24 protein-coding genes, 1 tRNA gene and 1 other RNA gene are annotated in these 23,495 nt (G+C 68.0%); 9 read left to right on the forward strand and 17 right to left on the reverse strand.

Going from position 1 to position 23,495, the window contains the following annotated elements; all coding sequences use genetic code 11:
* Positions 1-80: 80 nt before the first annotated feature.
* Positions 81-959 (forward strand): alpha/beta fold hydrolase, encoded by an 879-nt coding sequence (locus AB4Z18_RS10750; RefSeq protein WP_441782669.1) that lies wholly within the window; start codon positions 81-83, stop codon positions 957-959.
* Positions 960-1,047: 88 nt separating this feature from the next.
* Here AB4Z18_RS10750 and AB4Z18_RS10755 read toward each other — a convergent pair whose 3' ends face one another.
* The 4 genes from AB4Z18_RS10755 to ssrA form a co-directional block, all read right to left on the reverse strand.
* Positions 1,048-1,674 carry a TMEM175 family protein gene (locus AB4Z18_RS10755; protein WP_441782670.1) on the reverse strand — a complete coding sequence of 209 codons (627 nt, stop codon included), beginning with the start codon at positions 1,672-1,674 and terminating at the stop codon, positions 1,048-1,050.
* Positions 1,675-1,777: 103 nt separating this feature from the next.
* A complete protein-coding gene (locus AB4Z18_RS10760; RefSeq protein WP_441782671.1) occupies positions 1,778-2,605 on the reverse strand; it encodes a hypothetical protein in 828 nt (275 codons plus the stop codon).
* Between the two features lie 95 nt (positions 2,606-2,700).
* Entirely contained in the window at positions 2,701-3,141 is a 441-nt protein-coding gene (locus tag AB4Z18_RS10765; protein WP_441782672.1) for a DUF6226 family protein, read from the reverse strand.
* A gap of 585 nt (positions 3,142-3,726) precedes the next feature.
* Positions 3,727-4,121: a transfer-messenger RNA gene (gene ssrA, locus AB4Z18_RS10770) on the reverse strand.
* A 126-nt stretch (positions 4,122-4,247) separates the two neighbouring features.
* Here ssrA and AB4Z18_RS10775 point away from each other — a divergent pair.
* On the forward strand, positions 4,248-4,916 hold the full coding sequence (locus AB4Z18_RS10775; RefSeq protein ID WP_441782673.1) for an SIMPL domain-containing protein: 669 nt from the start codon (positions 4,248-4,250) through the stop codon (positions 4,914-4,916).
* Positions 4,917-4,936: 20 nt separating this feature from the next.
* Here the strand turns inward: AB4Z18_RS10775 and AB4Z18_RS10780 are convergent, their stop codons facing one another.
* From AB4Z18_RS10780 to prfB, 6 genes are all read right to left on the reverse strand, one after another.
* Positions 4,937-5,611, reverse strand: a complete 675-nt coding sequence (locus tag AB4Z18_RS10780; RefSeq protein ID WP_441782674.1) for a DUF5666 domain-containing protein — start codon at positions 5,609-5,611, stop codon at positions 4,937-4,939.
* A 63-nt stretch (positions 5,612-5,674) separates the two neighbouring features.
* Positions 5,675-6,415, reverse strand: coding sequence for a tyrosine-protein phosphatase (locus AB4Z18_RS10785; protein WP_441782675.1), 741 nt, complete (start codon positions 6,413-6,415; stop codon positions 5,675-5,677).
* Positions 6,416-6,427: 12 nt separating this feature from the next.
* Positions 6,428-6,904: an SsrA-binding protein SmpB gene (gene smpB / locus AB4Z18_RS10790; RefSeq protein WP_441782676.1), complete on the reverse strand. Its 477-nt coding sequence runs from the start codon at positions 6,902-6,904 to the stop codon at positions 6,428-6,430.
* Between the two features lie 69 nt (positions 6,905-6,973).
* Complete coding sequence (gene ftsX / locus AB4Z18_RS10795) at positions 6,974-7,879, reverse strand: permease-like cell division protein FtsX (RefSeq protein WP_441782677.1); 906 nt, start codon at positions 7,877-7,879, stop codon at positions 6,974-6,976.
* Positions 7,876-9,012: a cell division ATP-binding protein FtsE gene (ftsE, locus tag AB4Z18_RS10800; protein ID WP_441782678.1), complete on the reverse strand. Its 1,137-nt coding sequence runs from the start codon at positions 9,010-9,012 to the stop codon at positions 7,876-7,878. Before ftsE ends, ftsX begins: the two co-directional genes overlap by 4 nt.
* 109 nt (positions 9,013-9,121) lie before the next feature.
* Positions 9,122-10,234, reverse strand: coding sequence for a peptide chain release factor 2 (gene prfB, locus AB4Z18_RS10805; protein WP_441782679.1), 1,113 nt, complete (start codon positions 10,232-10,234; stop codon positions 9,122-9,124).
* Positions 10,235-10,311: 77 nt separating this feature from the next.
* Between prfB and AB4Z18_RS10810 the strand changes: the two genes are divergently transcribed.
* The 4 genes from AB4Z18_RS10810 to AB4Z18_RS10825 all read left to right on the forward strand — a co-directional run bounded on the left by AB4Z18_RS10810 (position 10,312) and on the right by AB4Z18_RS10825 (position 13,665).
* Positions 10,312-11,577, forward strand: coding sequence for an MFS transporter (locus AB4Z18_RS10810; protein WP_441782680.1), 1,266 nt, complete (start codon positions 10,312-10,314; stop codon positions 11,575-11,577).
* 63 nt (positions 11,578-11,640) lie between these two features.
* The gene (locus tag AB4Z18_RS10815) at positions 11,641-12,678 is read left to right on the forward strand and encodes an LLM class flavin-dependent oxidoreductase (protein WP_441782681.1); all 1,038 of its coding nucleotides are present in this window, start codon (positions 11,641-11,643) and stop codon (positions 12,676-12,678) included.
* Positions 12,679-12,694: 16 nt separating this feature from the next.
* Positions 12,695-12,776, forward strand: a tRNA-Leu gene (locus AB4Z18_RS10820).
* A 154-nt stretch (positions 12,777-12,930) separates the two neighbouring features.
* The gene (locus AB4Z18_RS10825) at positions 12,931-13,665 is read left to right on the forward strand and encodes a DedA family protein (RefSeq protein WP_441782682.1); all 735 of its coding nucleotides are present in this window, start codon (positions 12,931-12,933) and stop codon (positions 13,663-13,665) included.
* A 357-nt stretch (positions 13,666-14,022) separates the two neighbouring features.
* Here the strand turns inward: AB4Z18_RS10825 and AB4Z18_RS10830 are convergent, their stop codons facing one another.
* The 4 genes from AB4Z18_RS10830 to murI all read right to left on the reverse strand — a co-directional run bounded on the left by AB4Z18_RS10830 (position 14,023) and on the right by murI (position 17,242).
* Entirely contained in the window at positions 14,023-14,925 is a 903-nt protein-coding gene (locus AB4Z18_RS10830) for a cation diffusion facilitator family transporter (protein ID WP_441782683.1), read from the reverse strand.
* Between the two features lie 94 nt (positions 14,926-15,019).
* Positions 15,020-15,607, reverse strand: a complete 588-nt coding sequence (rdgB, locus tag AB4Z18_RS10835) for an RdgB/HAM1 family non-canonical purine NTP pyrophosphatase (protein WP_441782684.1) — start codon at positions 15,605-15,607, stop codon at positions 15,020-15,022.
* A 2-nt stretch (positions 15,608-15,609) separates the two neighbouring features.
* The gene (gene rph / locus AB4Z18_RS10840) at positions 15,610-16,377 is read right to left on the reverse strand and encodes a ribonuclease PH (protein ID WP_441782685.1); all 768 of its coding nucleotides are present in this window, start codon (positions 16,375-16,377) and stop codon (positions 15,610-15,612) included.
* A 46-nt stretch (positions 16,378-16,423) separates the two neighbouring features.
* Entirely contained in the window at positions 16,424-17,242 is an 819-nt protein-coding gene (murI, locus tag AB4Z18_RS10845) for a glutamate racemase (protein WP_441782686.1), read from the reverse strand.
* A 134-nt stretch (positions 17,243-17,376) separates the two neighbouring features.
* Here murI and AB4Z18_RS10850 point away from each other — a divergent pair, with 134 nt between their 5' ends.
* Positions 17,377-18,642 (forward strand): nicotinate phosphoribosyltransferase, encoded by a 1,266-nt coding sequence (locus tag AB4Z18_RS10850; protein WP_441783008.1) that lies wholly within the window; start codon positions 17,377-17,379, stop codon positions 18,640-18,642.
* Positions 18,643-18,676: 34 nt separating this feature from the next.
* Here the strand turns inward: AB4Z18_RS10850 and AB4Z18_RS10855 are convergent, their stop codons facing one another.
* The 3 genes from AB4Z18_RS10855 to AB4Z18_RS10865 are packed head-to-tail and all read right to left on the reverse strand — an operon-like array spanning position 18,677 to position 21,522.
* Positions 18,677-18,955 carry a DUF3039 domain-containing protein gene (locus tag AB4Z18_RS10855; RefSeq protein ID WP_441782687.1) on the reverse strand — a complete coding sequence of 93 codons (279 nt, stop codon included), beginning with the start codon at positions 18,953-18,955 and terminating at the stop codon, positions 18,677-18,679.
* Positions 18,956-18,994: 39 nt separating this feature from the next.
* Positions 18,995-20,572 carry a hypothetical protein gene (locus tag AB4Z18_RS10860; protein WP_441782688.1) on the reverse strand — a complete coding sequence of 526 codons (1,578 nt, stop codon included), beginning with the start codon at positions 20,570-20,572 and terminating at the stop codon, positions 18,995-18,997.
* Complete coding sequence (locus AB4Z18_RS10865) at positions 20,548-21,522, reverse strand: ABC transporter ATP-binding protein (protein ID WP_441783009.1); 975 nt, start codon at positions 21,520-21,522, stop codon at positions 20,548-20,550. The genes AB4Z18_RS10860 and AB4Z18_RS10865 overlap by 25 nt, the downstream gene beginning before the upstream one ends.
* A gap of 341 nt (positions 21,523-21,863) precedes the next feature.
* Here AB4Z18_RS10865 and AB4Z18_RS10870 point away from each other — a divergent pair, with 341 nt between their 5' ends.
* Positions 21,864-22,556, forward strand: a complete 693-nt coding sequence (locus AB4Z18_RS10870; protein ID WP_441782689.1) for an NTP transferase domain-containing protein — start codon at positions 21,864-21,866, stop codon at positions 22,554-22,556.
* 54 nt (positions 22,557-22,610) lie between these two features.
* Positions 22,611-23,495: an ABC transporter permease gene (locus AB4Z18_RS10875; protein ID WP_441782690.1), complete on the forward strand. Its 885-nt coding sequence runs from the start codon at positions 22,611-22,613 to the stop codon at positions 23,493-23,495.

The raw sequence follows: 23,495 nt of genomic DNA on the forward strand, positions 1-23,495 counted from the left end.
TTTCGACAACCGAGTTGTCTATCTGAGAGACTTGTGACAACCTGGTTGTCTTTGTACTCGAGGTTCGCCAGGAGGCGCTCATGAAACCCGACCAAGCAACCATCGGCAACGTCCGGCACGAAACCGTGGCGGTAAACGGCACCCGACTGCATTACGTCACCGCCGGAAACCAAGGCACGCCCGTCCTCCTGGTTCACGGATTTCCGGAAACGTGGTGGGCCTTCCACAAGCTCATCCCGCTTCTCGCGGCCCGTCATCGCGTCCACGCTGTAGACCTGCGAGGTTTCGGTGACTCGGACGTCGCCGACGAGAACTACTCGGGCGCGGTCGCCGCCGAGGATCTTCACGCGCTGATCGATCACCTGTCCGTGGGATCGATGCATGTGGTGGGGCAGGACGTCAGCGGCGGTGTGGTTTACCGACTCGCCGCGACCCATCCTGAGGACGTCATCAGCCTCACCGCGATCGAGTCGGGCTTGGCGGGCTTCGGCGCTGAAGCGCTTGCAGATGTCACTCACGGCGGTGTCTGGTACATCGGCGCCCTGGCATCCCCCGGCGTCGCCGGCCTGCTGTTCGAGAAGGAAGCCCGCGCCTTCGTCGGGGAGTACCTGTACCCACTTTACGGCGTCCCCCCTACTGCAATCAGCGCCGAGGACGTCACCGAGTTCGCCCGCACCTACGGCAGGCCCGGCGGATTCTCGGGCGCCGCAGGGCTTTACCGTGGCATGCTCACGGAAGGTCAGGAGTTGCGCAACCTCGCACAAGACATGCCGCTGCGTGCGCCCGTGACAACCGTCGGCTCCCGTGGCGGTGGGTTCACCCACGCAGCATTCCGCGGCGTCACTACGCAGGAAGTGACATCGATCCAGCTAGACGGTGTCGGCCACTATGTCGCGCAAGAGGCTCCGCAGCCGCTCGCGGACATACTCATCGAGGCGTTCGCCACAAGCACTCGTTGATCGCTGAGAGTTCGGCAAACCGACATACCCGATCCCGGGTGGAATGACCCCTTCCTTCGCGCCTCACGACGACGAGAAGCACGCCGCTCTAGTCGTCGGGATCGGTGACTGATTCCTTAAGCCGGACCACGAGAAAGACGGCGACCACAAGTGCATACAGGATCAATGATGCAAGCGGAGATATGAAGGCCAACGCGACACTGACTCCCGCGGCGACTATCGTCGCTGCCGAGACCTGGGCGTGCTTTCTCATCCAAGATTCGTCGCTTGATGAAGTGAGCAAAGCCCGGTGTCGGATGAGGTAGAGGTCCAAGGCCAGCCAGGGAACGCTGATCAGGACGGTGACGATCGCGAAGACGAAGATGGCCGCAATTTGGGCTGGCCGATCGCCGTCTTGAAGCGCCGCGGAGATGAGCGCGGTGGGCCAGGGCATGAGCGAAGCACCCAACAGCACTCCAAGGTTCAGCACCTGCACAGTCGGATCTGCCCGGCGGATTCGGGAGACCGCCTGATTGTGGTTCAGCCACACGACCCCCACGGTCAGGAAGGCGGTCACAAACGCGAGATAGGTGGGCCAGTCCTGAAGGAGTTGCTCGGGAGACTGCGCCCCATCGGGTAGCAGTTCGAGTACCAGCAGAGTCAGCACAATGGCCAGTACGGCGTCACTGAAAGACTCGAGTCGCCCCATACCGGGCAACCGCGCACGTTTCTCCACGGGCGTTATCCTCTCACGCAGCCTGCCCCTGGAGTGCTCTTCGAGCGGTGCCGGAACAGGCCTTGGATAGCAGCGTCCTCATCTCAGCCAACGGCCACCCGCGTCAGTGCGTCGTCACCGGATGCAGCGCGTTCGAGATCGTGCATCCCGCCTCGCCGCGCTGCAACGTGACGTTCTGTGGGTGCCACACCTGCACCCGCCCGTCCGCCGAGCGCGTCCCGACTTTGCAGTCCGTGGTGCCCGAGATGCCGACCGCCGCGGCCAGCACCGAGCCCTCCGCCCCGCTGTTGAGGATGAGGTGGGCGCCGCTCACCGGGTCGGAGCGCACCGATCCGTCGGGGAAGGCGGCCGCCAACTGTGCGGCAAGGTCGTTCGCCGTCGCGGAGGCGAGCACCGCCGACAGCCGGTCCGCCGCGTCCGCGGGGAGGGCCGGCGCCGGCAGGGGTGACGGCGGCGCCATCGGGGTGCCCGGCGGGCACACCACCTGGCGCACGGAGGTGGCTTGCCAGGCGAAGAAGGCGTGCGCGCGGAAGGCGAAGCAGCCCGACCAGTCTCCGCTGGAGCGGCCCCAGCCTCCACCGTCGGCGTGGGCGCTGATCCGCAGCACGAAGTGGGCCCCGCCGGGATCGCGGGTCCGCCCCTCCCAGGAGATCGCCTCCGCCGATAGCGTCGCGTCCGTGCCCGGCGCCTGCTGCCAGCCTGAGCCGGGCTGCGCGTATTCGTACGCCAGGTCGGAGGCCAGGACGTTCCTCGGCCGGGAGTCGTCGACGGCCTTCGCGAGACGATCCGCGCCACTCCTCGCGGCGTCGTGGGCGCGGCCGCCGGCCGTCGCGAATGCCGGTGCGCACCCCGCCAGCCCAGTGACCAGCACCACCATTGCGAACAGGGCCCACCCGACCCGCCCGCGCGACCACCCCTCGCGACTCGGCATGTGCCGACCCTAGCGGACCGGGTACTGCGGCCGAGGTGGACTGCCACCGCTCGGCGCAGCAGGTGCCCGCAGGGATCGTCCTGCGAGCACCGTTTTCACACCGGGGTTGGCGACGATCCGGTGAGCGTGGCGTGCGGCAGAACTGCCCGCTCCAAGGCCTCGACGGTAGCGAGCACCGTTTCATCGCAGTGGTCGCAACCACAAAAGGGAAAGCCGCTCACGGCGCCGTCGATGTCGAGGATGACGCCGGGGAACGCCGTGAAGACGAAGGTCAGTCGTACGACACCCGTGCTGACTCCCACCACATCGACGATGTTGTGCTGAGACTGCGCGAGGTCGCCGGGCGCTTGAGCGGCGTGCCTCACTGAAGCGCCCTGGTCCTCCAAGTGCGCGATGAGAGCTCGCCCCACTGCGACGACCGGCATAAAGCGGTCCGCATTGGTGACACGTCCGTACGCGTCGTCGCCGGCCGGGTTGTCGAAAACGTTGTAGCGCCCGGAATCTGCGCCTTCTGGCAGCTCGGGGCGCTTGTACATAGGCCTAGAGTAGAACGCCCGCGCCACGGTTGGAGCGCCAGTGCGTCCTGCAGGGCGGGTGTGGGCGGATGGGTCGGTGCAGGCGGCGGCTATGGTTTTGGAGCCGATGACTTCTATGGAAAGGCTGTAGCAGGCATCGGCATGAGAGGAGGATGCGGAGTTGGCGTCTCATACGCCCGGTGAGAAGCCACAGGTTCCCGAACCGGAAGACTTGAGCGAGAAGGTTTCGCGCGCTGGCGACCTTCGCGTGCCGCCAACCCCGCCCGCGGCGCTGCGCGGCTACTATGCCTTCCCTCCGCCGTCAAACCTCTGGATGTACTACAACGGCCAGACATGGGTTGGTGAGCCACGGAAATTACCGTGGTGGCGCAAACCCGTAGATCGGGCGTTCGGACGAGCGACTCGAGGATCGTTTGCACTTGTGGGCGTGATCGCAGCTGTTGTCATCGTCTTGAACATCATCTCCGCGTTGAGGTGATTCCCCGCCCGGAGAATTCGCAACAAAATCGGGGCCTCTCCCGCAAGCGGAAAAGGCCCCGACTTCCGCGTGATGACGCGGATCTCAACAACGCGCAACAGCGACCATGGTGGAGATGGGGGGAATCGAACCCCCGTCCACTGCTGTGGTCATGTGCCTTCTACGGGCGTAGCCAGTGAAATCGCTTTCTCGGCCCCGGAGTTTATCGCTGGCACCTACTCCGACGGGCCCAGTATCAGTTGGAGTCCCTCTACGCCCTGATGCTCAACGTAGAAGCAAGTCCCCTAGCTGACGCCAGGATCCGGGTAGGGAACAATTCCCGGACTGACGGTCTCTCAAATGGCGGAGGTTAACTTACGCCGCGAGGGCGAAGTCGGCCTTGGCCGAGACAGTGCTCTTGTTATTGGCACTTATTTTTTCGCATGGATCGTTAACGAGATAACCATGCATCCTCGACCCGCTTCTCACAGTCACGCAGACAATGTCGAAACCGATCATCCCCGTGAACGGCCGTGAGGCCGGGTCGCTGTCGCGCGCTGTTGAATTGTCCAGTTACGGATCCCGCCGCAAGCGGCGAGCTACTCATTCTACAACATCCCTCTCCCCTCGTTTATGCCACGATCGGTGGATGGCCGACACGATCATCACCGTCCAGGGAGAGTACGAGCTTCGCCATCCCGCCGAGCGCGGTGCGGTGCGGCTCCGCGTCAGCTATGAGGGCCCGTCACGGGATGAGGTGCTCGCGCTCACGACGCAGCGACAGCTATCGCTCAGCAGCGAGCTCCGAGAACTGCACAACCCGCTGAGCGGGCCGGTGACGCAATGGTCCTCCGACCAGCTTCGGGTCTGGGGCGACCGGCCGTGGACCGGCGACGGACGCCGGCTCGACGTGGTGCACCACGCCGAGGTCGGCATCGACGCGCTGTTCAGCGACCTCCCCGCACTCTCGGACTGGGTCGGCGTGGTCTCACTGCTCGACGGGGTCACCATCGAGGGCGTCACCTGGTCGCTGACCGAGGCGCGCCGGCAGACCCTCACTCAGGAGGCGCGCCGCCGTGCCGTCGAGAACGCGGTCGCCAAGGCCACCGTGTACGCGACGAGCCTGGGTCTGAGCACGGTCAAACCACTCGCCCTCAGCGACCCCGGGATGCTCGGCGACACCTCCGCGCCCGGCCAGCCTCCGCAGCCACTGTTCGCTCGCGCGGTGTCGGCCGACACCGGCGGGGCGACGCTCGCGTTGAAGCCCGAGGAGCTGACCATCGCGGTGCAGGTGCACGCACGGTTCTCGGCGAGCTGAGGCGCCTCAGGCGCCGGGCGTCAGGAGCCCGGCGTCTGCGGCCCAGGAGTCTGCGAACCTGGTGCCTGCGAACCGGGCGTCGACGGCGGGCGGGTCGGGAAGGCGTCCAACTTCAGGATGCGCGCAGCGGTGAGCGAGCCGTCGGACCGCGTGCCGACGACGATCACCTCGTCGCCCTTCGCGAAATCATTCTTCGACGCCGACTGACCGGGCACGCCGAACGCCGTCGAGGAGTCGATCGTCACCGTCACCGAGGCGCCGCTCTGGCGGTCGATGGTCCAGGTGTCTCCGGACATGGATGCGATGGTGCCGCGCAGCAGCACGTGTCCCTGCTGGTCCTGGTTCCCCTGCTGGCCGCCGCCGCCCTTGCCGCCGTCTCCTGGCTTGCCAGGGACCTGCGGAACGCCGGGCATCGGCTGACCATGATCGGGAACCACCCGCGAGATCGCCCGCTCTCCCACATGCATGACCACATTCGCGACGGCGAACGCGCCGGCCGTGAACAGGCCGAGCAGGATGACCGCCGACAGCACCAGGGTCGAGATGGCGAATGCCAGACCGTGGCGCTTGTAGAACGGCTCGCCCACTACTCCGGGCGGCGTCGCGCCGGGCGGCGCAGGCGGCGTCGCGCGGTCAGCAGGCGGCGTCCCACCCTGGTGAGGCGGCAGCGGCTCGGTCGGCTGGGTGTTGCTCATGCTCACATGAAAGCAGCCTTGGGCCGCATCCGGGCTGGGAGGCGGTTATGGTTCCGGTGGGAATCACGCAGGTGCGACGAGCACCGAGCGCAGTTTGGCCAGCTCCAGCTCGTCGAGGCCCGCATCGAGGAGGTATTGCCGGACGCTGCCGGCGCGCTCCTCGATCCGGTCGATGGTCGTCTCGAGCGCCTCCCGGGGGCTCCCGCCCAGGATGATCCGCAGGTCGGGCGTCACCTCCACGCCGTACCCGCGGACGAGCTCCAGCATCCCCTCCAGCCACGGGCCTTGCAGGTTGGCTTCGGTGAGCGCGTAGTCGGAGACGACGGTCTCCCGGTCGACGCCCACCGCGAGCAGCGCCAGCGCGACGACGATGCCGGTGCGGTCCTTGCCCGCGGTGCAGTGTACGACGACCGGCGCGTCACCGGTGTCGGCGATCTCGCGAAGCGCCCGCACGATCACGTCCGTGTGCTGGAAGACGATCTTGTCGTACAGGTGCACGATGGTCGCGCCGACGGTCGACGCCGAAGCGCCGGAGCCCTCGAACACAGGCAGATGCAGCACCTCGACGTCGAGCCCCTCCAGGTCGTCGGGGAGCGCCTGGACCTCGAAGTCGTCGCGGAGGTCGATGACGATCCGGATGCCCAGCTCACGCAGCGCCTCACGGCCTGCCTCACTGACGCGACCGAGGGCGTCCGCGCGGTACAGCTTGCCCGAGCGCGTTACTCCGCCATCGACCCGGTAGCCGCCGACATCCCGGAAGTTGTACGTGCCTTCGATCGGGATGCGCTGAGCGGTCGAGTCCATGGAGCTAGTCTGTCACTCCCCCAGGTGGCTCCGGCTGGACATGGCCCGCTGCGCCTCGCGCTGGTCCTGTCGCTCGCGCAGCGCCTGCCGCTTGTCGTACTCGCGCTTGCCCTTGGCGACCGCGATCTCGACCTTCGCCCGACCCTCATTGAAGTAGATCGACAGCGGGATGATCGTGTAACCGCCCTGCTTGACCTTGTTCTCGATCTTCAGGATCTGCGCCTTGTGCAGCAGCAGCTTGCGCTTGCGTCGGGGGGCGTGGTTGTTCCAGGTGCCGTCGGCGTACTCGGGGATGTGCACGGCATCCAGCCACGCCTCGCCGCCGTCGACGAACGCGTAGCCGTCGACCAGCGACGCCCGGCCCAGCCGCAGCGACTTCACCTCGGTTCCGGTGAGCACGAGGCCCGCCTCGAAGGTGTCCTCGATCGTGTAGTCGTGGCGCGCGCGGCGATTGGTGGCCACGACTTTCTGGCCACGTTCCTTCGGCACAGCTCGCTCCTGACGTCGACGATGGGATACCGCCCGGCACGGTGCCGGGCAGCAGACCAGTCTAGCGTGTCAGACCTTCAGGTACCGTTTGATCGCGAAGTTCGCCGAGGCGGCCGCCAGCACGATGCCGATCACGATCAGGATGGGGATCACCAGCCACGCCTGCTCCATCCCGACGAAATTGATCGACTGGATGCGCTGGCTCAGATAGCCCCGCACGAAGAACTGCACGCCCAGCGCGATCACCACCGACGCGAGGATCGACCCGATCAGCGCCGCGATCACGCCCTCGATGATGAAGGGCGTCTGGATGAACCTGTTGGAGGCGCCGACCAGCCGCATGATCCCGATCTCCCGTCTTCGGGAGAAGGCCGAGAGCCGGATGGTCGTGGCTATCAGCAGCACAGCGGCCACCAGCATGAGCGCTGCGATACCGATGGCGGTGTAACTGGCGGAGTTCAGGATGCTGAAGATCTGATCGAGATAGCTGCGCTGATCCACGACGCTCTGCACACCCGCCGCCCCGGAGAGCGTCTCGCTCAGCACGGCCGACTGGTTCGGGTCCTTCAGGTTCACCCAGAACGTCTGCGGGATCATGTCCGGCGTGACGAAGTCGGCGATCTGGTTGCCCTTGAACTGCTGCTTGAACTGCTCGTAGCCCTGCTTCTGATCCTGGAAGTAGAACTTCTGGATGTACGGGGACAGCTCCGGAGACTGCAGCTGCTTCTTCACGGCGGCGATGGACTGCTCGGTCGCCGCTCCCGCCGGGCAGTTGTCCGTCGTGGTGCACATGTAGACCGCGACCTGGGCGCGGTCGTACCAATAGGTCTTCATCTGGCCGATCTGCATCTGCAGGAGCACGGCCGTGCCGACGAAGGTGAGGGAGATGAAGGTGACGAGGACGACCGAGACCACCATCGACAGGTTGCGCCGCAGGCCGTTGCCGACCTCGGACCAGATGAGTCCGAATCTCATTTCGTCGGCCCCACATTCTGGTCGCCGTCGCGTTCCGACCCGTCGCGGAGTCCGCTGAGGTCGAGGTTCGCGGTGAAGTTCAGGTGGTCGGGCAGGTCTTCCGACGCCGGGGGCGGCGAGACGGGCGCGGTGGCGAACTGCACGGGCGCCGGGTAGGCGGCCGGCTGCTGCGGCTCCTGCTGCTGCGAAGTGGACTGCGCGTGCGCGGGATGCGTAGCGTGCGTGGGAGCAGTCGTCTGCTGGTGCGCCGGCTGCTGGTGCGCCGGCTGCTGGTGCGCCGGCTGCTGGTTCGTCGGGACCGAGACCGGCCCGGTCGGCGACGAGGTCGGGGCATGCGGACGCGTCATCGGCGCCTCCGCCGCGGTCGCGGCGTAGGCGGGAGCCGGAACAGCGGCTGCGACGGCCACCGGCTCGTCGCGCTCGGCGGGCCGGACGACCGGGACGGCGGCAGTGACGCCGTAGCCGCCGTGGCGCTCGTCGCGCACGATCTGTCCGCCGACGAGCTCGATCACGCGGCGCTTCATCTGGTCGACGATCGCCGCCTCGTGGGTCGCCATCAGCACCGTCGTGCCGCCGGCGTTGATCCGCTCGAGCACGGCCATGATGCCGGCGCTCGTCGCGGGGTCGAGGTTTCCGGTGGGCTCGTCGGCGAGGAGCACCTGAGGCTTGTTCACCACGGCCCGAGCGATCGCGACGCGCTGCTGCTCACCACCGGAGAGTTCGTGCGGCAGGCGGAGCGCCTTGCCGTCGAGGCCCACCATCTTGAGCACATCCGGAACGGCCTCCTGGATGAAGCCGCGCGACTTCCCGATCACCTGCAGCGTGAACGCGACGTTCTGGAAGACCGTCTTGTTCGGCAGCAGGCGGAAGTCCTGGAAGACCACGCCGATGTTGCGGCGGAAATAGGGCACCTTCCGCGAGGAGATCGTGCCGAGGTCCTGACCCAGCACGTGGATCTTCCCCTTGCTCGGCTTCTCCTCTTTGAGGATGAGGCGCAGGCAGCTGGACTTGCCCGACCCCGAGGCGCCGACGAGGAAGACGAACTCTCCGCGCAGCACTTCGAGGTTGATGCCGTTCAGTGCCGGACGCGCTGTGCCCGGGTACTGCTTGGATACGTGTTCGAACCGGATCATGACCTCTTGAGACTAAGCAGTCATCGGGGGTTCCGGGAGTAGCGACTCGCCTATTGGCGACAAGCCTGACAGCGAGCCGGACGCCGCATCCACGCGGGCGCTGTGCCCGCTAAGCGTCGCCCTTGTTACCCGCGCGCCAGCGGATGCCCGCCGCGATGAAGCCGTCGAGGTCGCCGTCGAAGACCGCGCTCGGGTTGCCGGACTCGTAGCCGGTGCGGAGGTCCTTCACCAGCTGCTGCCCGTACAGGAAGTAGGAGCGCATCTGGTCGCCCCAGCTCGCGGTGATGTTTCCGGCGAGCTCCTTCTTTTTCGCAGCCTCCTCCTCCTTCTGCAGCAGGAGCAGTCGGGTCTGGAGCACGCGCATCGCGGTGGCGCGGTTCTGGATCTGCGACTTCTCGTTCTGCATCGAGACGACGATGCCGGTCGGGAGGTGGGTGATGCGGACGGCGGAGTCGGTGGTGTTGACCGACTGGCCGCCGGGGCCGGAGGAACGGAAGACGTCGACCCGGATGTCGCCTTCGGGGATGTCGACCTCGGTCGCCTCCTCCATGAGCGGGATGACCTCGACGGCGGCGAACGAGGTCTGCCGCTTGTCCGCCGAGCCGAACGGGCTGATCCGCGCGAGCCGGTGCGTGCCGGCCTCGACCGAGAGCGTTCCGAACGCGTAGGGCGTGTCGATCTCGAAGGTGGCCGACTTGATGCCCGCGCCCTCGGCGTAGGAGGTGTCCATCACCTTGAACGGATACTTGTGCTGCTCGGCCCAGCGCAGGTACATGCGCATGAGCATCTCGGCGAAGTCGGTGGCGTCGTCGCCGCCGGCGCCTGAGCGGATGGTGACGATGGCCGCGCGCTCGTCATACTCACCGCTCAGGAGCGTCTGCACTTCGAGTTCGCCGAGGGCGCTCTGCAGCGACTGCAGTTCGGTGCGTGCCTCGGCGGCCGACTCCTCGTCTTCCGCCTCGTTCGCCAGCTCGACCAGCACCTCCAGGTCGTCGAGGCGACGCTGGATGGCCTCGATCCTGGCCAGCTCGGACTGCCGGTGGCTGAGGGCGCTCGTCACCTTCTGCGCGTTGGCCGTGTCATCCCAGAGGTCGGGCACCCCGGCCTGCTCGCTGAGGTCGGCGATGTCGGCACGGAGCTTGTCGACGTCGACGACCGACGTGATGTCGGCGAAGGTGGAGCGCAGGTCTGCGATCTGGGAGGAGAGGTCGAGTTCGATCATGTCGGCATCCAGCCTACCGGCCCCGCCCGATCGGCGGTCGGTGTGCGTCCTCCGAGAAGTTGTACGGTGTTAACGATATGACTTCCGACGAGCGCCCCTTCAGCTTCCGCTCCGTCGCACTCGCGGCCTTCCTCCCGACCCTGCTCTTCTCCATCGGCGAAGGCGCGATCATCCCGATCATCCCCGTCGCCGCCGGGAACCTCGGCGCGAGCCTCGCGATGGCCGGCTTCATCGCGTCGATGGTGATGCTCGGCGAACTGGCCGGCGACATCCCGAGCGGATGGGTCGTCTCCCGCGTCGGCGAGCGCACGTCGATGATCGGCGCGGCGGTCGTCGCCATCGGCGGGGTCGTGATCTGCCTGCTCGCGCCGAACTACTGGGTCCTGATGGGCGGCATCTTCCTGGTCGGGATCGCGACCGCCGTCTTCGCGCTGGCGCGGCACGCCTTCATGACCTCATACGTACCGGCGAAGTACCGAGCTCGAGCGCTGTCCACCCTCGGAGGGATCTTCCGAGGCGGCTGGTTCATCGGGCCGCTGATCGCATCGGCCGTGATCGCCGCGACGGGATCGACGCAGTCGGTGTTCTGGATCTTCATCATCAGCTGCCTCGGCTCGGTGATCGTGCTGCTCGCCCTCCCCGACCCCGAGAAGATGTTCGGGCCGTCCGAGCGCGTCACCGACGACTCGGGGGCGCGGGTGACCACGGGCGAAGAGGACGCCGAGGAGCGCACGCACGGGCTGTTCCGTACGATCTGGTCATTCCGCGAGGTGCTCGTGCGCATGGGCGCCGGGGTCTCGCTGGTGGCCGCCATCCGCTCCGCCCGTACCGTGCTGATGCCGCTGTGGGCGATCTCCATCGGGTTGAGCGAGTCGAACACCGCGCTCATCATCGGCATCGCGGGCGCGGTCGACTTCGCCCTGTTCTACGCCAGCGGTCAGATCATGGACCGATTCGGCCGGATGTGGAGCGCCATCCCCTCGATGATCGGGCTGGGCCTGGGTTTCGTAGCCCTGTCGTTCTCGCACGACCTGCCCGCGCGGGTCGCCTGGTACATCGGCGTCTCGCTGTTCCTGTCGGTCGCCAACGGCATCGGTTCGGGCATCGTCATGACGCTCGGCGCCGACCTCGCGCCGAAGGACCGCCCGGCGCCGTTCCTGGGGGCCTGGCGGTTCTCCGCGGACGCCGGCCAGGCGGCAGCGCCCCTGTTCGTGTCGCTGCTGACGGCACTCGTCTCGATCTCGTTCGCGAGCGGGGTCATGGGCGTACTAGGGCTCGCGGGCGCCGCGATGCTCGCCCGCTACATCCCGCGCTACGTGCCGCGGAGACCCCGCCCGGCCTGAACGCGGAATACCCTCGTGACCGACGGCGGTTGCATCCATGCAGACGCATGAATCGAGGATGAGATGACCGGCAGGCTTCAACTGGGGATCGACACATTCGGGGACGTCACCCGGGATGCGGACGGTGCGCCGCTTCCGCAGGCGCAGGTGCTCCGCAACGTCGTCGCGGAAGGGGTGCAGGCCGACCGCGTCGGCCTCGACTTCTTCGGCGTCGGCGAGCACCACCGCGAGGACTTCGCCGTCTCCGCGCCCGAAGTGGTGCTGGCGGCGATCGCCGGGCAGACCGAGCGCATCCACCTCGGGTCCGCGGTGACCGTGCTGAGCTCGGACGACCCGGTCCGGGTCTTCCAGCGGTTCGCGACGCTCGACGGCATCTCGGGCGGGCGGGCGGAGGTCATCCTCGGGCGCGGTTCGTTCACCGAGTCGTTCCCGCTGTTCGGCTACGACCTCACCAAGTACGAGGAGCTGTTCGAAGAGAAACTGAACCTGTTCGCCGAGCTTCGCAAGCAGGAGCCGGTGACCTGGACCGGGAACCTGCGGCCGTCCCTCACCGGGCAGTCCGTCTACCCGCACGTCGAGCACGGGCAGCTGAAGACGTGGATCGGCGTCGGCGGCAGTCCGGAGTCGGTGGTCCGTGCAGCGCACTACGGCTTCCCGCTGGTGCTCGCCATCATCGGCGGCGGTCCGATGCGGTTCCAGCCCCTTGCCGAGCTGTACCGCAAGGCGCTCGAGCAGTTCGGCCAGGACACGACCCTCCCGATCGGCGTGCACTCCCCCGGATTCATCGCCGAGACCGACCAGGAGGCCAAGGACACCCTGTGGCCGCACTACGAGGTGATGACCAACCGGATCGGCCGCGAACGCGGCTGGCCGCCGGCGTCGCGCGCCCGCTTCGAGCACGAGGCGGGCCCGGACGGCGCGCTCGTCGTGGGCTCGCCGGAGACCGTCGCGCAGAAGATCGCGTACGCGGCGAAGGGGCTCGGCGCCTCCCGGTTCGACATCAAGATGAGCAACGGGACGCTTCCGCACGAGGACCTCATGCGCTCGATCGAGCTGTACGGCACGGAGGTCGCCCCGCGCGTGCATGAGCTAATGTCGTAGCCGCGCGACGCGCACCGCGGGAGTGGTGAAATTGGCAGACACGCAGGATTTAGGTTCCTGTGCTTCACAGCGTGAGGGTTCGAGTCCCTTCTCCCGCACTTCGCACTTGTCACACACTTTCGTACTGCCGGACTACGACCGCAGGATGATCTTTCGCGGGCAGGCGCGAATTCGCACGCTTCGTGCAGCTTCGCACATCCTGCCGACGCTAAACTCGGGCTCAGCTTTCCCACCGAATCCCCATGGAGAACTGTGATCCATCACGCCGGCCTGATCCCGTGGCTCGACCCGAACACCATCATCCATTCGGCGGGCCCCTGGGCGCTGCTGGTGGTGTGCGGGATCGTGTTCGCCGAGACGGGCCTGCTGATCGGGTTCCTGCTGCCGGGCGACACGCTGCTCATCATCTCCGGGCTGCTGACCCACACCTCGCTCGTCTTCGGCGTCGACATCTGGTGGGTGGCCCTGGCCATCGCGTTCGGTGCGTTCCTCGGCGGTGAGGTGGGCTATCTGATCGGCCACAAGGCCGGCCCCCGGATCTTCGAACGCAAGGAGTCCGGGCTGTTCTCGATGGAGAATGTGCGCCGCACCAATGCGTTCTTCGAGCGCTTCGGCGCGCTCGCCATCATTGTCGCGCGCTTCGTGCCGATCGTCCGCACCTTCGCGCCGGTCGCCGCGGGCGTCGGGCACATGAACTACAAGAAGTACTCGCTGTACAACGCCATGGGCGCGCTCCTCTGGGGCGCCGGCCTGACGTACTTCGGATTCCTGATCGGTTACATCCCCCCGGTGGCGCACTTCGTCTCCAGCTACATCGACGTCATCCTCATCGGGGCCGTCGTCATCACGCTGGTGCCGACGCTGTTCCACTACTTCCAGTCGGTCCGCAAGGCCAAGCGCAACAAGGCCCAGCAGGATGTCAGGCCGCCGTCGGAGCCGTCGGTCCCGCCGGTCGACGAGCCGGCGCGCACTCGCCCCGAGGCCTGAGCCGCGGGATCCCGCCCGCCGGGATCCTTCCGCCGGGACCCTCCCGCCGCCCTGCGACATTCGGCACGAATGTCGACTTCTGCACTGCGCAAGGCGACATTCAGCACGAATCGCCGCCGTGGTTCAGCGTCAGCTCGACTCCTAACGTCGGAGAAGTCGCCCCGAATCGCCGACCGACCGCGGTCGCGTCGGACTTCCGCGCCCTGCGGGGCGGAACCTCCGACAGAGCGTCGCCGATCTCCGACGTAACCTTCTCTGCGGCAGGGCGACATTCGGCACGAATGTCGACTCCGGCGCCGCGAAAGGCGACATTCGGCACGAATCGCGATTCCGGTCCCCTGCCATCGCGGCGCGGCGTCAGCGGTGGAACTCGTCCTCGTGGGCGGCGTGCTCCGCCGGCTCCAACTGGAAGGTGGAGTGCTCCACGTCGAAGTGCTTCGTCAGGCAGCCGGAGAGTTCGTCCAGGAGGGCGCCGGTGCGTCCCGTCCGGAACACCGACGGCTCGCACACCACGTGGGCGCTGAACACCGGCGCACCGGAGGTGATCGCCCACACGTGAACGTCGTGCACTGCGACGACGCCCGGCGTCCCGAGGATGTGGTCCCGGATCTCGGCGACGTCGGTGTCCGCGGGCGCCGACTCGCTCAGAACGCGCACCACATCCCGTAGCAGCGAGAATGCCCGCGGAACGATGAGCACGGCGATCAGCAGGGACGCGATCGCGTCGGCGGGCATGAATCCGGTGGTCAGGATGACGACGGCCGCCACGATCACAGTCGCCGATCCGACGAGGTCGCCGAGCACCTCGAGGTAGGCGCCACGCATGTTGATCGAGTGACCGGATGCCGGCCGGAGCAGCAGCAGCGCGCCGAAGTTCGCGATCAGCCCGATGACGGCGACGATCAGCATCGGGATGCTGTGCACCTCGGTCTCGCCGCCGGCGAGGCGCCCGATGGCGCCGATGGTGACGGTCACCGCGACGACCACCAGGATCAGCCCGTTGATGAGCGCCCCGAAGACCTCGGCCCGCTGGAACCCGAACGTCTGCCGGTCGGTGGCGGGCCGGGCGGCGACGATGGTCGCCATGAGCGCGATGATGAGCCCGGCGAGGTCGCTCAGCATGTGGCCGGCGTCCGCGAGCAGCGAGAGCGAGCCACTCAGCCAGGCGCCGACGACCTCCACCACGAGCACCGTCGCCACGATGGCGATGGCGGCGAGGAGGCGGTTGCGGTTGGCGCCGTGGCCGTGGTCGTGAGTCATGTCAGTTCTACGGTAGATAGAAGAGCGCCCGACCGCCAGAGTAGGGACCTAGATGGGAATGAGTGCCGTTCTCAGCGACCGGTCACCGGCACCGTCAGCGAAGCTCCCGCAGCGCCGGGACGATCGCGGACAGCGCCCGCGCGCGGTGACTCTCCGCGTTCTTGGCCGCAGGCTCCAGCTCGGCGGCCGTGCCGTCATGGCCGTCGGGAACGAAGATCGGGTCGTACCCGTGGCCGTTCTCGCCGCGCGGTTCCCGGGCGATGGAGCCGGGCCACACACCCTGCACGACCGTCGGCTCGCCGCCCGGGACGACCAGCGCCAGGGTCGCGGTGAAGTGCGCAGCGCGGTCGGCATCCGGGATGTCGGCCAACTGATCCAGCAGCAGCTGCAGGTTCGCCGCGGCGTCGCCGTGAGACCCCGCCCACCGGGCCGAGAAGATCCCGGGGGCGCCGCCCATCACATCCACGCAGATCCCGGAATCGTCGGCGAGCGCAGGGAGCCCGGTGTGCTCGACGGCCGCGCGAGCCTTGATGAGCGCGTTCTCCTCGAAGCTGACGCCGTCCTCCACCGGTTCCGGGCCGTCGTAGGCGACGATCTCGAGGCCCGGCACCTCGCGCCCGAGGATCTGCTGGAACTCGCGCGCCTTGTGCGCATTGTGCGTGGCGAGCACGACGCGCACCACCGTCAGGCCCCCGTCTCGACGGAAGCCGACTCGACGGCCGGCGCCAGAGCGGCCGACTGGATGCCCGTGAGCTCGGTCGTTCCGGCGAGCGCCAGGTCGAGCAACTCGTTCAGCTCGCGGCGGTCGAACGGCGCGCCCTCGGCCGTGCCCTGCACCTCCACGAAGAGGCCGCGACCGGTGACGACGACGTTCATGTCGGTCTCGGCCCGCACATCCTCCACGTAGGCCAGGTCGAGCATCGGAGTCCCGTCGATGATGCCGACCGAGACGGCCGAGACGGAGTCGATGAGCGGGGTCGCCTTCTGGCCGATGAAACGGTGCTCGCGTCCCCACTCCAGGGCCTCGGCGAGCGCCACATAGGCGCCGGTGATGGCCGCCGTGCGCGTCCCGCCGTCGGCCTGCAGCACGTCACAGTCGAGCACGATGGTGTTCTCGCCGAGCGCCTTCATGTCGACGACGGCCCGCAAGCTCCGGCCGACGAGACGGCTGATCTCGTGGGTGCGGCCGCCGACGCGTCCCTTCACCGACTCGCGGTCCATCCGCTCGTTGGTGGAGCGCGGCAGCATGGCGTACTCGGCCGTCACCCAGCCGCGGCCCTTGCCCGACATCCACCGCGGCACGCCGTTCGTGAAGGATGCGGTGCACAGCACGCGTGTGTTCCCGAACGAGATCAGCGCGGAACCCTCCGCCTGGCGGCTCCAGCCGCGCTCGATCGTGACCGGCCGCAGCTGGTCAGGTGTGCGCCCGTCGGCGCGGGTGATGTCGGTCACAGGGATCTCCTCGGTGGGGTGCGGGGTAGGGGTGGGGTGGGGATGGTCAGAGCGGCAGGTCGATCACGCCGGTCTGCACCAGGTCGACCCGGGAGACCTCCGGGCCGATGAACCGGTGAGCCAGGCGCAGGAACTGGTCGGCGTCGGAGCCGGTGGCCTCGTAGCGGATGGTCGGCGGCAGCGGCGAGTGCCGCTCCAGCCCCTGGCCGACGAGGGTGCGGTACACGTCCTTCGCGGTCTCGGTGTCGCTGGAGACGAGGGAGACGCCCTCCCCCATGACGTACGACAGGGCGCCCTTGAGGAAGGGGTAGTGCGTGCAGCCGAGAACAAGCGTGTCGACGTCGGCATCGCGCAGCGGCTGCAGGTACTCGGCGGTGACGCGCAGGACCTCCTCGCCGCTGGTGATCCCGGCCTCGACGAACTCGACGAAGCGCGGGCAGGCCTGCGTGAACAGCTGGAGGGTCGGGGCTGCGGCGAACGCGTCCTCGTAGGCGCGGGATGCGATGGTGCCGACGGTGCCGATCACGCCGACGCGACCGGTGCGGGTGGCGGCGACGGCCCGGCGGACGGCCGGCTGGATGACCTCGATGACGGGAACGTCGTAGCGCTCGCGCGCATCCCGCAGCATGGCGGAGGACGCGGTGTTGCAGGCGATCACCAGCAGCTTGACGCCCTGATCGACCAGGAAGTCGAGGACTTCCAGCGAATAGCGGCGGACCTCGGCGATCGACTTCGGCCCGTACGGCGAGTGCGCGGTGTCTCCCACGTACAGCAGGGACTCGTTCGGCAGCTGGTCGCGGATCGCCCGGGCGACGGTGAGCCCGCCCACTCCCGAGTCGAAGATCCCAATCGGCGCATCCGTCACAGCACTCCAGCCTACCTGTCCGCCGCCGCGGGGTGCCCGGTCACAGCCGCCGTGCGCGGACGCGTGAGTAGGCTGGCGGGGTGACCGAGAGACCAGCGTCCTCCGCGCTCCTGACCGACCGCTACGAGCTGACGATGCTCGATGCCGCGCTCCTCGCCGGAACGCACGACCGCGAGTGCGTCTTCGAGGCGTTCACCCGCCGCCTTCCGGCCGGGCGCCGCTACGGCGTGCTCGCCGGGACGGGCCGGCTGCTGGAGCTGATCGAGCAGTTCCGTTTCGGGGATGCCGAGCTGCAGTTCCTCACGGAGAACCGGATCGTGCGCGACGAAACGATCGACTGGCTCGCCGACTACCGCTTCTCCGGCACGATCCGCGGCTACCAGGAGGGCGAGCTCTTCTTTCCTGGGTCGCCGTTCTTCATCGTGGATGCGCCCTTCGCCGAGGGCGTCATCCTGGAGACGCTGCTGCTGAGCGTCTTCAACTACGACTCCGCCGTCGCGTCCGCCGCAGCCCGCATGGTCGCCGCGGCCGTCGGTCGGCCGCTCGCCGAGATGGGCTCGCGCCGCGCGAACGAGCGTTCGGCCGTCGCGGCCGCTCGCGCCGCGTTCATCGCCGGATTCTCGGCCACCTCCAACCTCGAAGCCGGCCGCACCTGGGGCGTGCCGACGATGGGGACGGCGGCTCACGCCTTCACACTGCTGCACGACTCCGAGGAAGCGGCATTCCGGGCGCAGGTGGATGCGCTCGGGCCCGGCACGACGCTGCTGGTCGACACGTTCGACGTCGAGAAGGCGATCGAGACGGCCGTACGGGTCGCCGGTCCGGGGCTCGGGGCTGTGCGGCTCGACTCGGGCGATCTGCCGAAGCTCGTGAGGCAGGTGCGCGAGCAGCTCGACTCGCTGGGCGCGACGAAGACCCGGATCACGGTGACCAACGACCTCGACGAGTTCACCATCGCGGCGCTGTCCGCCTCCCCCGTCGACTCGTACGGCGTGGGCACGTCGGTCGTCACCGGCTCCGGCAACCCCGCCTCCGGCATGGTCTACAAGCTGGTGGCGCACCGCAGCGACAGCGGCCACGGCGAATGGATCTCGGTCGCCAAGAAGTCGGACGGCAAGGCCAGCATCGGCGGGCGTAAGCATCCGGTGCGACGATTGGATGCGTCGGGCACCGCGGTCGCCGAGGTCGTCCACATCGTCGAGAAGGGCGACACCCCGGACGACACCGGCCGCGACCTCCTCGTGCCGCTGATCACCGATGGCGAGGTGCACACCGAGCACCTCGGCGCCGAGGGGACGCGCCGGGCGCGGGAGCACCGCGCGATGGCGATGGACGAACTGCCCGACGAGGCCTTCCGCCTCGGTCGTGGCGACCCCGTGCTGCCGACGATCTTCGAGTGAGCCGGCCGGGAGGCCTACGAACTGGCCCTGCGGGCTACTCCCCCTGCAGACCCTCGTAGATCTCGCGGCAGGTCGGGCACACCGGGAACTTCTCGGGGTCGCGGTTCGGCGTCCACATCTTCCCGCAGAGCGCCTTCACCGGCTTGCCTGTCATGGCCGACTCGAGGATCTGCTCCTTCTTCACGTAGTGCGAGAAGCGCTCGTGGTCGCCCGGCTCCTGGCTCTGCAGGAGCTCCTCGAGTTCGCGGTCGAGCGTGGTCGCACCGCCGCCGGACGGCGCTCCGCCGGGCTCCGAGATGCTCGCTTCGTTCATCCCTCCAGTGTAAACGCTCGGGGCGGTGGGCTTCCCCGGTCAGTCGTTGCGGTTCGCGAAGGCCATGAGCTCCGGGCCCCGCTTGTCGAACGCGCGGCCGCCCAGCCAGAGACCGAAGAACAGCGTTGCGAACCCGATCAAGACGGCCGCGATCGGGGCGATGCCCAGCCAGAACGCGTTCACGGTCAGCCCGAGCACCAGGAATACCAGCACCGGGGAGGCGAGGAACAGGATGGCGAAGAAGCTCAGCGACTGCACCAGGGCGGCCGATGCGCCCGAGGTCTGCGGCTGCGTGAACGCGCTGTCGCCGGGCTTCGTCGCAGGATACGGGAACAGCGCCGACGAGATGCTGGAGAGCCCGAGGCCGATGACGAGGATCGCCCCGCTGAGGGCGGCGACCGACGGCAGCACCGCCCAGTCGCCGAACACGATGGCGGTAGCGATCGAGCCGACCACCAGGATCGGGATGCCGACGACGATCGGCGGGAACATCCGGCCCGCGCGATCCGCCAGGCCACGGGTCCCCGAGACGACGTGCAGCCAGATGGCCGTGCTGTCGTAGGCCAGGTCGTTGTGGATGCTCCAGCCGAGGAAGAGGCAGACGAGCGGCAGGGGCACCAGCGCGATGAAGTGCGAGGGCAGGCCGGCGAGCGCGAGGGCGACGACGACGAAGACCGGGATCACGGGCACGAGCACGATGGACACCCAATAGCGGGCGTCCCGACCCCAGTAGGTCATGGAGCGCGCCGCGATCGCGGCGGTGGGGCCACCCGGCAGACGGTCGAACCAGCCGAGGCCGTGGTAGGCCTTCGACCGGGCCTCGCGCTCCGGAGCCGCGACGACGTGCGCGATCAGACCGATCCATCCCAGCCAGAGGAGCACCAGGGTGGCGACGGCGATGAGCAGTTGCAGGACCGCGGCCCCCCAATCGCCCTGCGCCGCGGCGCCGGGGGCGGACCACGCGGCGCCGAGCGGGGTCCACGACAGCCACCCGGCGAAGCTTCCGAGCGTCCCGAGCCCGTCACGGCCCCAGTCGACGGTGACGAGGAGCAGCAGGACCGGGGCGATGAGCACGAGGAGCAGGATGCCGATGACGCCGCCCGCCTCACGCGAGCGCCGGGTCGACAGCATCGAGTGCGCGATGGCGGTGGTCACGCGCGAGGCGAGCACGCAGGTCAGGACGACGACCGCGGCCGAGATCAGCGCGACGAGCGCGGTGCCGGCGTTCTGCGACCACGTCACGACCGTCGCGCCGGCGCACACGATGAGCACGAACGAGGGAACGCCGATCAGCCCCGCGAGCAGCAGCCCCGTCGCGAGCACGCGATCCGGGATGCCGAACAGCGAGAACTCCTTGGGGTCGAGCGTGTCGTCGACACCGAACAGGAGCGGCAGCAGCGCGAAGCCGGCGACCACCACCGAGCCGATCACGACGATGACGCTGTGGGTGGCGGCCACGTCGGAGACGACCCGGGCCGCGACCAGCGAACCCACGACGACGACCGTGATGAACCCTCCGTAGAGCAGCCCGATCACCAGGCCGAAGACCTGCCACGGGCTCCGCCGGAAGGCGTTGCCCATGATCCGCAGCTTCAGTCCGAGAAACTGTGCAACCACTCCATGCCTTCCGCTGCCTTGCGACCGCCGGCCAGGTCGACGAAGCGCTCCTCGAGCGTCTGCTCGCCGCGCACCTCGTCGATGGTGCCGGAGGCGAGCACCTGCCCGCGGACGATGATCGCGACGCTGTCGCAGACGCGCTGGATCATGTCCATGCCGTGGCTGGAGACGACGACCGTTCCGCCCGCCGCGGTGTAGCGCTGCAGGATGTCGATGATGTTCGCCGCCGACACGGGATCGACCGACTCGAACGGCTCGTCGAGGACGAGCAGGCGGGGCGAGTGGATCATCGCCGCCGCGAGGGCGATCTTCTTCGTCATGCCGGCCGAGTAGTCGGCGACCAGACGGTCGAGCGCATCCTCGATCCCGAAGGCGGCGGCCAGGTCGGTCGTCCGCGCACGAACCGTCTTCGCGCTCAGCCCGCGCAGGGTTCCGGCATAGCGCAGGAACTGCGCGCCGGTCAGTCGGTCGAACAGGCGCAGCTTGTCGGGGAGGACACCGATGATGTGCTTCGCGCGCACCGGCTCGGTCCAGACGTCGACGCCGTGGACCACCACGCGGCCCTCGTCGGGGCGCAGCAGCCCCGTGACGATCGAGAGGGTCGTGGTCTTGCCTGCGCCGTTCGGCCCGACGATCCCGTAGAACGAGCCCTCGCGGATGTCGAGGGTCACGCCGTCGACCGCCACCGTGTCGCCGTACCGCTTGTTCAGGCCGCTGACGGCGAGCACGGTCGGGCGCGTGTCCACGGGCGCCGGCGCTTCGATGGTGATCGTCTCGGCGGCAACGGCCTCGGTCGCAACCGCCTCGGACTTGGCGCGGGCGGTCTGCCGCGGCTTCGCCGTTGTCGTCGCGGTGCGCTTCCGCGGAGCGCGCGTGCTCGAGCCCGCGGCGGCCGCCGCGGTCTTCGGCGCGCGCTTCGGCGCTGCATTCGATTCGGCGGCCTCCGCCATGGTCTCCCCCCTCTGTGAGACCCCGGACGCGCCGTCCGCGGCATCCCGGGCCCGGTCCTCCTCGGGCTCAGTGCTCTGGGGACGCGCGTGCTCGGAACTCACCCCGCTAACGTACCAATACAAGCGTTCATGCGAACCCCTCATGACCCTGCGCGGCGGCTCCGGCCGCCTCCGAAAGTCCTGTGAGGAACATAACGACCCAACAACGACCTGCGTCAACCCCTGCCCCCGACCGGGGGCCCCCGGTACGCTGGCGGAGGCATGAAGGGGTGTCGATACGCATAAGCGCGGATGAAACCTGGGTGAACCTCGGGCCACGCGTGGAACCCAAGGAGATGATTGTGACGACCCAGGTAGTGATTCTCGCGGCCGGCATGGGCAGCCGGCTCGGACGGAGCCTTCCCAAGCCGCTCACCGAGCTGAGCGATGGCCGCACCATCATGCAGCAGCAGTTCGACAACATCCACGCGGCGTTCGGCAAGGACGCCCAGGTGACGATCGTCGTCGGCTACAAGCTTGAGCACATCATCGAGGCGTTCCCCGACGCCCAGTTCGTCTACAACGAGCAGTACGACCAGACGAACACCTCCAAGAGCCTCATGCGCGCCCTGCAGGCCTCCGGCCCCGGCGGTGTGCTGTGGATGAACGGCGACGTCGTGTTCGACCCGGCCGTCCTCGTCCGCGCTGCCGCAACGGTCGCCCGCGACCAGACCTTCGTCACCGTCAACACGTCGTCGGTCGCCGAAGAAGAGGTCAAGTACACGACCGGCTCCGAGGGCTACATCCAGGAGCTGTCCAAGACCGTCAAGAACGGCCTCGGCGAAGCGGTCGGCATCAACTACATCTCCTCGGCCGACAAGGCGACCCTGCTGCGCCAGCTGCAGCGCGTCGGAGACCAGGACTACTTCGAGCGCGGCATCGAGCTCGCCATCGAGCAGGACCGCATTCTCGTCGAGCCGGTCGACATCTCCGACCTGTACGCGGTCGAGGTCGACTTCCAGGAGGACCTGGAGCGCGCCAACCTTTTCGTATAGTCGGTAGGTGCTGCGTGAGCCTTCACGCAGCTTCTCTGAATACGATGGGTTCTCGTGACCAGCTTCCCGACTGAGGTGCGCCCTGCGCAGCGCTCACCCTTCAGCCGCTACCGGCAGTCCCTCTGGTTGCTGACCAGGCGCGACCTCCGGGTCCGCTACTCGACGAGCGTCCTCGGCTACCTGTGGTCGATCCTCGATCCGCTGGTGATGAGCGCGATCTACTGGTTCGTGTTCACGGTCATCTTCAAGCGCGACGTCGGCGAGAACCCGTACATCGTGTTCCTCCTCGCAGCCCTGCTGCCGTGGATGTGGTTCAACGGTGCCGTCTCGGACAGCACCCGCGCGTACATCCGCGAGGCGAAGCTGATCCGTTCGACCAAGATCCCGCGGACCATCTGGGTCAACCGGATCGTGGCGTCGAAGGGCATCGAGTTCCTGCTGTCGCTGCCGGTGCTGGCGTTCTTCGCGATCATCTCCGGGGCACGGCTCAACGTCGACGTCCTGCTGTTCCCGGTGGCCATCCTCATCCAGACCGTGCTCACCGTCGGCGTCGGCCTCATCGTCGCACCGCTCGTCGTGTTCTTCCGCGACCTGGAGCGGGCGGTGAAGCTGGCTCTGCGCTTCCTGTTCTACGCCTCCCCCATCATCTACAGCGCCCGCGACCTGCCCGGCGGCTGCGGCGCGGGCGTTGCCGCCCGGCACTGCGCGGCGTACCTCACCGCGCATCCCGGAGCGCAGACCGATGTGCTGTTCTCGCTGCACTTCTGGTCGGCGTTCAATCCTCTGACCGGAATCTTCAGCCTCTACCGCTCCGCCTTCTTCCCGGAGGAGCTGGACTGGTTCCTGGTGGGCGTCAGCGCGGCCATGTCGCTTGTCCTGCTCGGGATCGGCTGGGCCGTTTTCCGGCATTTCGAGCGCGACGTGCTGAAGGAGATCTGA

It is taken from the genome of Leifsonia sp. 2TAF2 (genome assembly GCF_052115085.1).
GTDB lineage: Bacteria > Actinomycetota > Actinomycetes > Actinomycetales > Microbacteriaceae > Leifsonia.